Annotated in this window: 6 protein-coding genes; 2 read left to right on the top strand and 4 right to left on the bottom strand. The window is 51.2% G+C overall.

The window, feature by feature from the left end; all coding sequences use genetic code 11:
- Window positions 1-71: 71 nt before the first annotated feature.
- Both phoR and phoB read right to left on the bottom strand, forming a co-directional pair.
- Complete coding sequence (phoR, locus tag MN202_RS10400; protein WP_335736052.1) at window positions 72-1,223, bottom strand: phosphate regulon sensor histidine kinase PhoR; 1,152 nt, start codon at window positions 1,221-1,223, stop codon at window positions 72-74.
- Window positions 1,224-1,241: 18 nt separating this feature from the next.
- Window positions 1,242-1,928, bottom strand: a complete 687-nt coding sequence (gene phoB / locus MN202_RS10395) for a phosphate regulon transcriptional regulator PhoB (RefSeq protein ID WP_335736051.1) — start codon at window positions 1,926-1,928, stop codon at window positions 1,242-1,244.
- Between the two features lie 364 nt (window positions 1,929-2,292).
- Between phoB and MN202_RS10390 the strand changes: the two genes are divergently transcribed.
- Together MN202_RS10390 and MN202_RS10385 are read left to right on the top strand one after the other, a co-directional pair.
- Window positions 2,293-4,974: a hypothetical protein gene (locus tag MN202_RS10390; RefSeq protein WP_335736050.1), complete on the top strand. Its 2,682-nt coding sequence runs from the start codon at window positions 2,293-2,295 to the stop codon at window positions 4,972-4,974.
- 129 nt (window positions 4,975-5,103) lie between these two features.
- Window positions 5,104-7,755 (top strand): TonB-dependent receptor domain-containing protein, encoded by a 2,652-nt coding sequence (locus MN202_RS10385; protein WP_335736049.1) that lies wholly within the window; start codon window positions 5,104-5,106, stop codon window positions 7,753-7,755.
- A gap of 63 nt (window positions 7,756-7,818) precedes the next feature.
- Here the strand turns inward: MN202_RS10385 and MN202_RS10380 are convergent, their stop codons facing one another.
- Together MN202_RS10380 and MN202_RS10375 are read right to left on the bottom strand one after the other, a co-directional pair.
- Window positions 7,819-10,779 carry a TonB-dependent receptor gene (locus tag MN202_RS10380; RefSeq protein ID WP_335736048.1) on the bottom strand — a complete coding sequence of 987 codons (2,961 nt, stop codon included), beginning with the start codon at window positions 10,777-10,779 and terminating at the stop codon, window positions 7,819-7,821.
- An 81-nt stretch (window positions 10,780-10,860) separates the two neighbouring features.
- Complete coding sequence (locus tag MN202_RS10375) at window positions 10,861-13,509, bottom strand: family 16 glycosylhydrolase (protein WP_335736047.1); 2,649 nt, start codon at window positions 13,507-13,509, stop codon at window positions 10,861-10,863.
- Between the last annotated feature and the right edge of the window lie 172 nt (window positions 13,510-13,681).

Raw genomic sequence — 13,681 nt, 5'->3', positions numbered from 1 at the left:
ATACCACCGAAATACAAACAGGCTTTAATAACGCAACCTTCTACTTTCAGCGTCAATTAAAAATGGGTGTATTACCCTTCGTCTACCCGGTAAAAGCGCTCGGTTAAGCGTTTAACATGCTGCGGCGCTATGCCGGGGCCGTTATCGTTAACAGCAAACACGGCTTTTAAATGCTGGCGTTGCCAGCTGATATGAATATCGCCGCCATTTTGCGTGTACTTAATGGCGTTAACCACCAGATTAGAAAAAGCACTGCGCAGCTCTTCAGTCACACCGGTCACTTTTAATGACGGATCTATGTCAAACACCAGCTTATGTTGCTTGTCACGGTTTACGGTTTGCGCTTCCTGCTCCAGCTGCGCCAGCATCAGCGGTACATCTACCTCGTCGTCAAACTGCACCCGGGCCGAGGCTTCAATACGCGATAAGGTTAGCAACTGCTGCACTAAAGCATCCATGCGTTTGGTTTGGTCCAGCATGACATTGTGGGCTTTTTTCCACATGGCTTTATCCGGCAGGTGTTCGTCGTCCATAACTTCCAGATAGCCCTGCAACACGGTAAGCGGCGTACGCAGCTCATGCGATACGTTGGCGACAAAGTCTTTGCGGATTTGCTCCAGCTGTTTTAGCTGGGTAATGTCACGCACAATCAGTAAGTACTGCTCAATGCCATAGGGCATAATATTAAACTCAAGCGTCAGTTGGTCATTTACCGGCGAGGCCAACACCAACGGCTGCTCAAATTTAGTCGCTTTGATGTACTGCAAAAATTCCGGATGGCGAATAAGGTTATCCAGCCGCTGGCCTTCGTCGGCCGGCCAGCGCAACCCCACCAAAATTTGCGCCAGTTTGTTACTCCAGATAATGCTCCAGTCATCGCGCAGCACCACTACAGCTTCAGGCAGGGCTTCGGCACCATCACGAAAGCGCCGTACCACATTGCGCAGCTCGCGGCGCTTACGCCGGTCGCGTCGCTGCAGGTAGTAAATACCTTCAAACAGGTGGCCCCAGATGCCTTCGCTGATTGGCGGCGACAGTTTGCGGTCACGCCACAACCATTTGTCCATTAAAAACAAATGATGGTAATGCCACAGCAACAGCGCTACGGTAAAGATCAGCAACGCCAGCAACAGGCTGTCGGAAATCAGGCCAACCACAGCAATAAAACAGAAAAAAAGGAACAGCTTGGTATAAACCTTCCTTTTTGATAACAGTTGGCGCATAGACTAAGTGTTAACCTTTTACTTGGCAGAGAAACGGTAACCGGAGCCCCGTACGGTTTGCACTAATCTATCATGACCGGCCAGAGAAATCGCTTTACGTAAACGGCGAATGTGCACATCTACCGTACGATCTTCAACATAGACGTTAGTGCCCCAGACATGATCCAGCAGTTGCTCACGGCTGTATACCCGCTCTGGGTGCGTCATAAAGAAATGCAGCAGACGAAACTCGGTCGGCCCCATGTCCAGCGCCTGATCCGATGCCATTACCCGATGCGATACCGGGTCCAGCTTTAAACCCTGTACTTCTATCACTTCGTCCAGGCTGGTGGGTGCCACTCGGCGGATCACCGCTTTGATGCGTGCCATCAGTTCTTTCGGTGAAAACGGCTTGGTCACATAGTCATCTGCGCCCACTTCCAGGCCGCGTACTTTGTCTTCTTCTTCACCGCGGGCGGTGATCATAATAATCGGGATATTGCGGGTCAAATCGTGCTGCTTCATTTTCTTCGCGATTTGGATACCGCTGCCGCCTGGTAACATCCAGTCCAGTAGCACTAAATCCGGATAGGGTTCAACCAGGGCATTGACCGCCGATTCAAAATCTTCAGCGGTTACCGCCTGATAACCATTTTGTTCCAGCACAAAACACAACATGTCACGGATTGGCGCTTCATCTTCCACTACCAGGATCTTTCTTGCCATTGTTCTCACCACATAAAAATAGCGGCACTAAGGCCGTATCGGTTAACTGATTACTCTGCCTAGTATTACCGCACATTATGACACTTTTATGAAAGCAACAAATCAGCTTGCAGTCATGCTTACTTCAAAATGACAAATACAACTATTAAACATTGAAAACAAAAATTAAACATAAGCCACCAGGGTGATGCATGACACTCAGATGAATTTTTTTTGACAGCAACAGCGTTAAGGTCCATGCCGGCACAGGGCGGCGCAACTGTAATGTTGCAGCCATATTACTGTAATAAAAGCGTCACGTCCCCGTTGTAGGGTGCAAGCAACTTTTTAGCACCACCGACAATAACACAACGGAGAGATGGTAATGGCTTTAGGTAAACTGATAAAACTGAGCGCAGTGGCAACAGCCCTTATGCTGGCGGGCTGTGGTGGCGACTTAGTCGTTAACGCTGGTGGCAACGACAATGGCGGCAATAATGGCGGCGGTAACCCGACGCCACCACCAGCCAGTGCCTGCCCGGCTTTTGCAACGCAGGGCAACAGCCTGGCTGGCGTCAGCAAAACAGTATGTGAGATTACCGGCACTATCACCAGCGATGTCCGTTTAACCGCAAACATCGCCTGGTCATTAAGCGGCAAGGTCACTGTAGGTAACGACAATGCCAACAACGCAACCCTGACCATAGAGCCGGGTACCACCGTTTTTGGTAAGAGCGGAGCCGACTATCTGGTGGTTGCCCGCGGTTCAAAAATTCAGGCTATCGGTACTGCAGCCGATCCTATCATCATGACGTCAGTTAACGACATGCTGGGCTTATCCGATGACGAATCAGCGGCCGAATGGGGTGGCCTGGTATTACTGGGTAATGCACCTACTAACAAATGTGATCAGGCGGATTTAGCTAACTGTCAGGTAGAAGCTGAAGGCGAAGCTGGCCCATACGGCGGTGCAGATGCCGAAGATAGCAGCGGCGCGCTGAAATATGTACAGGTACGTTACGCCGGTTTTGAGGTTATTCCGGATAACGAATTAAACGGTATTACTTTTGCCGGTGTTGGTCGCGGTACTACGGTGGAATATATCCAGGTGCACAACAACCTGGATGACGGCGTTGAATTTTTCGGCGGTACTGTTGATGCCAAATACGTGGTGTTAACCGGCAACCGTGATGACTCGCTGGACTGGGCAGATGGCTGGACTGGCCGTATGCAGCACGTTTTAGTGCGCCACAACCCGAACGATACCAAAGCCAACCGCGGCATCGAGGCTGATAACCAGTCCGGTAACTTTACTGCTGAGCCGGTATCAAAACCGCAAATTGCCAACATGACGATTGTCGGTAATAACTTTGACGGCGAAGACGACTCAGAAGGCGTGTTATTGCGTGCGGGTACTGCTGCTGAGCTGTACAACTTTGTTATCACTGGCCCATCAGGTATGGGTGAGTGTTTTGAAATTAACTCTGACGAATCTGTTGCCAATGCCGGCAACGGTGAAATCGTCTTCCGTAACTCTATTATCGATTGTGCCGAGCCAACTAAAAACTCAGTAGATGGCAATGGCAACGTGACGCTGGACGCTAAAGCCTGGTTTATGCAACAGCCTGGCAATATGATTACCGATGCGCTGATAGGCGGTTATGTGCCAGCTCCTAACTCACCTGCACTGGGTAACGGTTATAACGTTGCTAATAACGTTGACCCATGGTTTGACACTGTAGATTACATTGGTGCTTTTGATGGCACTACTGACTGGACAGTTGGCTGGACAGTGGGTATTCACCCGGAAGACGATTTGGCCGCCTGCCCGTCTGGCACTACTGAAGTAAACAGCTTAAGCGGTAAATTAAACTGTCAGTTAACCGGTGATATCACCGATAACATTACCCTGGTTGCCGGCGCAGATTATGTATTAAGTGGCCGGGTACGTGTTGGTATCGACAACACCACAGCAGCAACCTTAACAGTACAACCTGGCGTGCGCATTTTCGGCAAATCCGGTGCCGACTTCCTGGTCGTTACCCGTGGTTCAAAAATTGAAGCCAACGGTACTGCCGCTAATCCAATCGTGATGACGTCAGTACAGGATGTTATCGGTTCACCAACCGCTGCCGGTCAATGGGGTGGTTTAGTATTGCTGGGCAAAGCGCCAAGCAACAAGTGTGATCAGGCTGATTTGGCAAACTGTCAGGTATCGGCTGAAGGCGATGCCGGTAACTACGGCGGCAATAACCCGGCTGACAGCAGCGGTACGCTAAATTATGTGGTGGTTAAACACGCCGGTTTTGAAGTTATCCCGGATAACGAATTAAACGGTATTACTTTTGCTGGTGTCGGTTCAGGTACTAAGTGTTCAAACATTCAGGTACACCAGAACGTGGATGACGGTATCGAAATGTTTGGCGGTAGCGTCAGCTGTAAAAACGTAGTACTGACCGCCAACGGCGATGACTCAGTAGACTGGGCAGACGGCTGGAACGGTAAACTGCAATTTGTACTGGTAAAACACGCTGCAGATGGCGCTAAAGCCAACCGTGGTATTGAAGCGGATAACCAGTCAGGTAACTTCGGTGCCCTGCCAATCTCTAACCCGACAATCGCCAATATGACCATTATCGGCAACACCTTTGACGGCGACGACGATTCTGAAGGCGTCTTGCTGCGTGCCGGTACTAATGCCCAACTGGCTAACTTTGTTATCACCGGCCCTGAAGGTATGGGTGAATGTCTGGAATTTGACTCGGCAGAAACCAAAGCGCTGGCAGCGGCTGGCTCATTAACCATGACAAACTCGGTAATCGCCTGTGCAGAGCCATTTAAAGGCGACCTGGGCAACGGCACTACTACAGAGCAATGGTTCCTTGGCCAGGCCGGCAATAGCGTAGCCGCCAATCAGGCAGCGGTGCTGGACGGCATCTTCACTATCGATGCCACTACGCCAAAAGATATGACGGCAGATAGCTTCTTCGACGCCGTTGACTTTGTCGGTGCAGTAAAACCTGGCAATGACTGGACTGCAGGCTGGACCGTTGGTTTAGACGACTAACAGCAACTAACACTGCCGGGTTTTACCTGGCAGTGTTTTTTATTTCACAGCATTGCACAGCAAGCAAATCAGTCAATGCAACGCAGATATAACAGTAAAAGCTGATAGGACAAAGTTCAGATGAGCAGCATGCAAAAGTTTAATTTCAGTCGTGTAGGCCGCAGTGTGTTGCTGGCACTTAGCACGGCAACCGCGCTGGCGTCGCTGGGTGCAGTAGCGCAGGAAACGCAGCCGCAACCAGCCCAAAATGAAGAAGAAGTAGAACGCATTTCTGTATCCGGCCGTCTGATGAGCTCCGCTGCCTCTGCTGCGGCCGAGCGCCGCGAGCAACCTTATGTGGCCGAACTGCTTGGCATGGAGCAAATATCCCGCGCCGGCGACAGCAATGCCGCTACCGCACTGCGCCGGGTAACAGGTTTAACCCTGGTAAAAGATAAGTTTATTTATGTACGCGGTTTGGGTGAGCGTTATTCCAGCACCTTATTAAACGGTGCCATGGTACCCAGCCCGGACCCAACACGTAATGTTATTCCGCTGGATATGTTTCCGGCCGGTATTATTGAAAGTCTAGTGGTACAAAAAGCCTACTCGCCCGAGCTACCTGCAGCCTTCGGTGGCGGTAATGTAAATATCCGCACCGCCGCTATTCCGCTGCAAACCACCTTTAACCTGTCGGTCGGCACCGGTTACAGCAGCCTGAACAGTGACGACGGCTTTGAATATGCCGGCGGCGGCGATGACTGGCGTGGCAAAGACGATGGCAGCCGGGCTATATCGGCCGAACTGGCCGCTGCCCAGGCACAATATGGCGTGCTGACACCGATTAATATCGCTGAAGCCTTAGGTGGCATTAATGCCGGTAATCTGGCACAGGCAGAAACCATAGTTCGTGAGTTAGGCACGGCCTTTAATCGCGATATTGATGTTAGCCGCACGTCGGTTAAGCCCGATTTTGATGGCAGCGTATCTTTTGGCTCGCGCTTTGATATCGCTAAAAACGTAGTGTTTGGCGTGATGAGCGGTTTAAGCTATGACCGCTCAACACAGAATATCGACGAGCAAGAGCGCTACTACTCCGTATCTGGCGAGTCGTTAACACCACTTAACCGTTATGACGATATTAAGGGTACTGAGCATCAGGTTAAACTGTCTGGCATGCTGAACTTTGGTTTAGAGCTGGGTGTGGATCACCGGTTGGAAACGTCCACCATTTATCTGCGCGATACCAAAGACGAAGTTAAGATTAAAAACGGCGACAGTATCGAAACCATCAACGAAACCAACCGTTCTAATACCGACACCAGCATTACTTATGAAGAACGCAGCATGTTAAGCAACCAGTTGCGTGGTAAGCATAACTTCCCTTACCTGATGGATTTAGCCGTAGACTGGCAATATACCGATGCCAAAGCACGCCGCTATGCACCAGGTGAAGTGGAATACCGCTACCTGAACGAAACCCAGGCCGATGGCTCTGTGTTCTCGTTCCTGCGTCGTAACCAGAATGCAGTGAATTACAGTTTCAGCGATATGAAGGACAACACGGAAAACTTAAGCTGGAACGCTAAGTTACCCCTGACGCTGGGCAAAGCAGAAATGACCTTTAGTGGCGGTTACAGCTATTTTGAACGTAGCCGTGATGCCCAGACCGACCGCTTTAACTTTGATACCGTAGGCTACAGCCTGCAACAGTTAGCCGGCAGCTTTTCGGAGATTTTCTCCGACAGCAATATTTTAAATCCGGATAACGGCTTTAAAATCTCTAACGTCACCACTCAGGCCGATGATTACCTGGCCGCACAGATGATCGATGCCGGTTACGCCGCGCTGGAAGTCAACTACGACTACAAATTCCGCTTAAATGTCGGCGTGCGTTATGAAGACTTTAAACAGGTATCGCTACCGCTGGGTGCCGATGGCAATGTTAGCGGCGAAGTGACCGATTCAGTGTTACTGGAAGACGGTTTTTACCCGGCACTGTCATTAACCTGGTTTGTTAATGACGACTTACAAGCACGCTTTGGTTACAGTAAAACCGTAGTACGGCCGGACTTACGTGAAGTTACCCCGGTACTGTACGTTGACCCGTTAACCGACTTCAAAGTAACCGGTTTTGCCGGCCTGAAAAGCACCGACATCAGCAGTGCTGACGTGCGCTTAGAATGGTACTACGACAATAGCAACTACAGCATCGGTGTATTCTATAAGGATTTAGAAAACCCGATTGAAGCCATTGAATTGTCCGGCTCGGACGGCAACCTGTTAATGTCGTTCCGCAATGCGCAAAGTGGCAAAGTTTATGGTGCTGAAGCGGAGTTTCTGCAGCAACTGGACATGTTTGGCGGTGACTTTGGTAAGCTGGCCGACAACTTTTTCCTGGCTGGTAACCTGACACTTAGCGAGTCTGAAATCAGCATTCAACGTTTCCCGGGCGCTAACCTGACCAATTTAGAGCGCAGCTTAAGCGGCCACTCTAAGTACGTGGCTAACCTGCAGCTGGGCTTTGACTCTGACAACAACCAGCACAACGCTACCTTAACATTTAACGTGTTTGGTAAGCGCATTGCTTTTGCCGGTGTGAACGATAAAGACGACGCCTTTGAACAACCGTTCAACTCGCTCGACTTCACCTACAGCTATACGCCAATGGACAACATGACGTTAAAGCTGGGGCTGAAAAACCTGCTGGACGAAGATGTGGAAATTCTGCAGCAAGGCGAGATCCTGCAAAAACGGGTTGAAGGCCAAAACTACAGTTTAAGCTTCTCATATAAGTACTAGCCGCTTTGTTAATACAAAGGCCTGCAATTTTGCAGGCCTTTTTTATTGCATTACATTCGCCTGCTATTGAAAGGTGTAACGCACGCCCAGTGCATAGCGGGTACCGTATTGCCGGGCAAACAAAAACTGCTCTTTAAAGCGGCCATAGCCTCGTTCAGTTTCATTGTTCAGGTTGATACCTTCAAAGAAGACTGTCAGGTTTTCGTTTATATCGTAATTCACGCTTAAGTCCCACTGGCCGAAAGTGCGGCCAAACTGCGGCGGAGCATCAGATGAGCCCTGGCCCTGGCCAATGCCAATCAGGTAGTTATCACGCCAGGCATAAGTGGCTTTAACCGACAAACCATCGGCTTCGTAAAACAGTTGCAGGTTAGCTGAGTCGCTTAAACCGGTTAGCGGCGACTGCACCTGCAAGCTTTGCGGGTCAAACTTTACATCACCATCGACAAAGGTGGCATTAACGCCGACACCAAAACCACTGTCGCCAAACAGATGCTGCAGCGCCAGTTCAACACCGTCTACCGATTTATCTTCGCTGTTGTACGGCCGGGTGACCAGCCAGCTGATTAACGGGTCATCTGCGGCTGGTTCTATCACGCCATTGGCATTACCATGGCCGTTAGCCAGCATTTGCAGGTAAATGTCGCCTATGTCAGGGTTGCTGTCGCCGGCAGCAACCAGCTGCTGCTGGGCGGCCAAATAACGCGGCCCCTGATAAATGTCTTTTAGCTCATCGTACTGCACGGTTACGGTTTCGTTAGACAGGAAGTTTTTCACGTCTTTTTTGAAGTAACCCACCGAAGCATAGCTACCTTCGCCGTAGTAATATTCCAGACTGAGATCCAGGTTGGTTGATTCAAACGGCTGCAGGTTGGTATTGCCTTCAGCGCCGGTACGTGCGCCAATTTTCGGGCTGCCACTTAATGCCCGGCCGCCAGCCAGAGCTCCCAGCGGCGCCCGGGCAATACTTTTACCCCAGGAAAAACGTGCGACGACATCATCAGTTAACTCGACCCGGAAATCGAACATCGGTAGCAGCACATCATGCTTACCTGTGACTTCTAAAAAGGTGTCGTCGCCGGCTTCATACTGGGTGATCCACTCCGATGCCGACGCCCACACCACCTGGGTTGGCACTTTTTGCCGCACATTACTGGTAACATCGGTTTCTTCGTAACGTACACTGGCATTAATTTGCGCCGGCAAGCGGCCAATATCAAACTGCCAGTCGGATTGCAGGTAAATACTGCTGGTTTCTTCCTGCACAGAGCCTTCGCTGTCGATACCGTCAAAATAGGCATCCACCACGTAAGCATCGGCTCCCATCAGCGCTTCGGTCAGATAAGCCTGCTGCCGTGCCACTGCTTCATCAAAGTCATAGCTGTAGTAGTAAGGTGACGCCATGTTCAGGCCGCCGCCGGCAAACTGATCTAAAAAGCCGGCGGTGCTATGACGGGTAAACATGCCATCGGGCAAGATAGCTGTGAAACTGGGGCTAAAACCGGCGCCGCCACGCAAGCCACTCCAGGCACTGTAGCCGCTAATGGTTTGGTCGGTTACAGCAAAACCGGCTTTAATGCTGGTTAGCGGTATAGCAAATACCGAGTTGTACCAAACGGTATCCAGTTGCAGCTGTTTAACTGCCGACTTACCCGGTGAATGGGTAAATTGGCTGAAATTTGAATCAATTTCACCGGGTTGCAATTCATTACTGCCGTTGCGCCACAAAATAGCGGCTTGCGGAATTTCACCGCTACGGTAGTCATAGATTTTGCTGATCAGCTTGTCAGAGCCCAAAATGATCTGGCCGGCACTGCCCAGACCTTTATCCGCGCCATTATCGGCTTTATTGTCTGAGTCGTGGTAATCCAGGCTAACGTGCCAGTCTGCACTGATTTGCCAGTCCAGATTTAAGCCGACAGAGCGCGCTTTAACTTCGGTGGTATTGCGGCTGGCGGTAAAAGAGCCGTCATTGCCGCTGATATCGGCAAACAGTGCAGTGCCATTGGCGTCCAGTTCATAGGCGTTAATATTGCCGCCAAATTCGTTCCAGATCCCCCAGCCTACGGTGTTTACGCCGGTAATGGCTTGCGATACGGTGTAATCGAGCGAGGCAATAAAATTATCGACCGGAGCAAACTGCAAAGTAAGCTGGCCGTTAGTGCGCTCGCGCTCAACATCATCAATACCGTAGTTCATATCTTTCGGGAAAAACGCTACCCCTTGCTTATTGCCCTCGGCATCGGTCGGCCGGTTGTCGATAACCATAGCGGCATCAAGATCAGGCAGGTTGCTATTGGTTTGGAACTGCCAGCCCTGAATATTGGCTTCCTGGCGTTGAAAATCACGCTGCTGGTGCGACAAAGACAACGCCACGCCAAACTTATCATCTGCAAAGGTATCGCTGAACAACGCTGACACTTCCGGCGTAACATCATCATTTTGCTTGTTTGATGTGTCGTAAATACCTTTGGCCGAGACCGAATAGCGCAGGCCCGGTGTCTGCAGCGGCTTGGCGGTAATAATGTTTACCGTAGCACCTAAACCACCACTGGGATTTTCGGCCCGCGCTGTTTTATATACTTCCAGTGAACTGACACCGTCTGATGCCAGGTTTTCCAGGTTATATGAGCGGCTGTTGCCGGTACCCGGCATTTGCCGGCCGTTTAAGGTAATAAGATTAAACTCCGGGCCAAAACCGCGCACTGTGATCTGGCTGCCTTCGCCATTGGCGCGGCTGACAGTGACCCCGGTTATCCGCTGCAGCGATTCTGCCAGGTTGGTATCGGGAAATTTACCCATTTCTTCTGCGGAAATGGCATCCACTACGCCGCTGGCCTGGCGTTTGACGTTCATCGAGCGGATTAAACTGCCACGAATACCACTAACTTGGATCACTTCTATTTCTTCGCCGGCAGCATCGTTTTGTGCCGCGTTATTGTCCTGCGCCTGTACCAGACTGGTGGCCAATAACATGGCAATGGCGCTGGCCAGACGGTTCTTCGTAAAGGTTAGGTTTTTCATAATGACCTGCTAAGCTCTGTTCGTTATGTCCTGCCGGACAGCTGTGCCCGGCGTCTGCTATGCGAAATACGGTTATCTGGCTTATGGCTGCGTAATCACCACATTGTCTATGCGGTATACCGCGCCATTACCCGCACCCCAGGCCGGAAATACCATCAGCACATCAATGGCACTGATATCCAGGCCAGCATTAAACAGGTCCTGCAAACTAAAGGTGTATGTTTGCCATTGCCCAACAACCGGCATTTGCCCTTGCTGGCTGTTACTTAGCGCTAACTCCACCGCGCTGCTGGCATCATTCGCTTCAATTTTAAATAGCCAGGCTGCCGCGGCATCATTTGGCGGGCTGACAATTTTCATTTCAAACTGCACTACACCATTTTCCAGCAACGCTGAAGCGTCGTAATACACGCCATCCGCAGCCAGAAAGCCCATGACTGTCGGCGTAGCCCCGATGACAAACTGAGCAGTGGCACCGTGGCTGTCATCGTCCTGCTCAACTGTTGGCGTGCTGCCACCACAGCAGTCCCAAATCGACCACTGTTCCGCTGCTTCATCGGCGAACAGGGTTAAACCCGAGCCCTGATTGGCCCCTGGTAAATAAATTTTGGCATTATCAACCCGGTATACGGCACCTTCGCCGGCACCCCAGGCCGGGAAAATCATGACCACATCTATCGCCGACACATCCAGACCGGCCGCGGCCAGGCTGGCCAGCGGAAAGGTGTAGCTTTGCCATTGCCCCGCAACCGGCGCCACCCCTTCCAGGCTGGCGGTCAGATTTAACTCAACCGCTGAGGCCGCGTTGTCAGCTTCTACTTTAAACAGCCAGGCAGCATCAGGCGTTGAAGGCATGCTTACCACTTTCATTTCAAACTGAATTACGCCCTGCTCCAAAATAGCTGTGGCATCAAAGGGTTTATCACTGCCACCATTGGCTGAGCGGGTAATAAAACCCATCACTGTTGGTGTCGCGCCGATAGTAAATTCAGCTACTGTGCCATGAGCGGCATCATCGGTTTGTTCGGTCGGGCTGGAGCTGGCGCAGCAATCCCACATTGGCCAGTCCGGATTTTGCTGATCAGCAAATAACACCAGCTCCGGGTAGCTGATCTCGGCACTGATTTTCACGTTATCAACCCGGTAAACCGCGCCCTCTCCGGCGCCCCAGGCCGGAAAAATCATCACCACATCTATGGCTGAAACGTCAAGGCCGGCATCGGCCAGCATTTGTAGCGAAAAGGTATAGCTCTGCCATTGGCCGGTTACCGGCGCAGCGCCTTCACTGCTGGCACTCAGCGGCATTTCTACTGCGGTAGAGGCGCCGGTGCTTTCAGTTTTAAACAACCACACCGCCTCAACATTGGCCGGTGCAGACACCACCTGCATATCAAAACTGATACTGCCGGTAGCAACAATTGGCGAAGCATCAAAAGGCTTCGCCTGGCCGGCCGGATCGGTAATAAATTCGGCGCGGCTAACAAAACCATTTACCGTTGGCGAAGCACCCACACTGAATTCGTACACATCGCCACGATCGGCATCTGCTACCAATGCCGGTGTCGAACCACCGCAGCAATCCCAGGCGGCCCAATCGGGATTAGGTGTACCGTCGAAGATAGTTAAATTTTGCGCAACACCACTTGATGGCGGTGACGGAATAGGTGCTTCACCGGTGACCAGTGCATCTTCAGGCTTGTCGTAGCCGGTGCGCACCGTTTCGCAGCCTTTGCCAGTATCCGGATCGGCCGCACACTGATAAACCCGCACATAATCAATTTGAAAACGCTGACCGTCGGCAAAAGCCGCAGCATCAATGCCGAGGTTATTAACATTTTCCGGCCAGTTACCGCCTACCGCCAGGTTCAGGATCAGGAAAAACTCCTGATCAAAGGGCGCTGCGTCCCAGTGTGTTTTCAGCTCGCCACTGCCCTGATCAAAATACTCGGCAAACCAGCCGCGATGCGCCAAACCAACAGGTTCGCCCCGGCTGTTATAACGCACCGCAGATTGGCGCTGAGTAGCATACAAATAGTTATCGACATACCAGCGTATTTCGCCTTGCTGCCATTCAACCGCATAGGTATGAAAATCATCGGCCGGGTTTACCCCCTCAGGCAACAGGTAGCCTTTGCCAGAGCTGGCATTGTTCGGCCACTCGCGACCATAGTGCAAAGTACCGTGTACATTGGCTTCAGCTACGCCGTCAGCGCCCACCACTTTCAGGTTTACCGCTTCCATAATGTCAATTTCGCCGGATCTTGGCCAGCCACCATAGACGCTGTCGGTTGGCATCATCCAGAACGCCGGCCAGCTGCCCTGGCCAAAAGGTAGCTGGGCACGCATTTCAATGCGGCCATATTTAAAATCGGCCTTATTGCGGGTAACCAACCGGGCTGAGGTATAAGGTTTTTCTGCACCTTCCGGTGCCGGCAGGGCAACGATATTTAACATACCATCGGCGATATAAGCGTTATCGCTGCTGTCGGTGTAACATTGTTTTTCGTTATTACCACCACCGCTGCAGTTGACTTCATGCGTCCACTTAGTCGCATCTAAACTGTTGCTATCAAATTCATCCTGCCACACCAACTGCCAGTCGCTGACCGGCTGGGTTACGTCAACCTGATTAAAATCAGATTTAGTCTCAGCGCCGCCGCCACAACCGGCCAAGGCCAGCGAAAGCACACTGGCGCAGGCTATGCGCGCCAGGTTTGCAGATTTATCCATGTTGTTTGCCCCGTGTTATCAGCATTGTCAGCCGGCTGGCACCCTTTTTAGTGCTGCCGGTTAATATGTAAGCGCTTTCATAAATTAAGACACAACGGCGGAAACGTCAATGTGGCACTAAAGTTTTTTTGCTGTTATTTTAACCGCCCTGGCAAGCTGAATAAATTTACCA

Source organism: Rheinheimera muenzenbergensis (assembly GCF_036984005.1).
In the GTDB taxonomy this organism is placed as follows: Bacteria; Pseudomonadota; Gammaproteobacteria; order Enterobacterales; family Alteromonadaceae; genus Alishewanella; species Alishewanella muenzenbergensis.
Note: the sequence above shows the minus strand (reverse complement) of the source record. Positions and strands in the feature narration are given on the sequence as shown.

Bases quoted from the DNA above. Each gene is read 5' to 3' on its own strand.
- phoR (WP_335736052.1), bottom strand. From the start codon at position 1,223: ATGCGCCAACTGTTATCAAAAAGGAAGGTTTATACCAAGCTGTTCCTT.
- phoB (WP_335736051.1), bottom strand. From the start codon at position 1,928: ATGGCAAGAAAGATCCTGGTAGTGGAAGATGAAGCGCCAATCCGTGAC.
- MN202_RS10390 (WP_335736050.1), top strand. From the start codon at position 2,293: ATGGCTTTAGGTAAACTGATAAAACTGAGCGCAGTGGCAACAGCCCTT.
- MN202_RS10385 (WP_335736049.1), top strand. From the start codon at position 5,104: ATGCAAAAGTTTAATTTCAGTCGTGTAGGCCGCAGTGTGTTGCTGGCA.
- MN202_RS10380 (WP_335736048.1), bottom strand. From the start codon at position 10,779: ATGAAAAACCTAACCTTTACGAAGAACCGTCTGGCCAGCGCCATTGCC.
- MN202_RS10375 (WP_335736047.1), bottom strand. From the start codon at position 13,509: ATGGATAAATCTGCAAACCTGGCGCGCATAGCCTGCGCCAGTGTGCTT.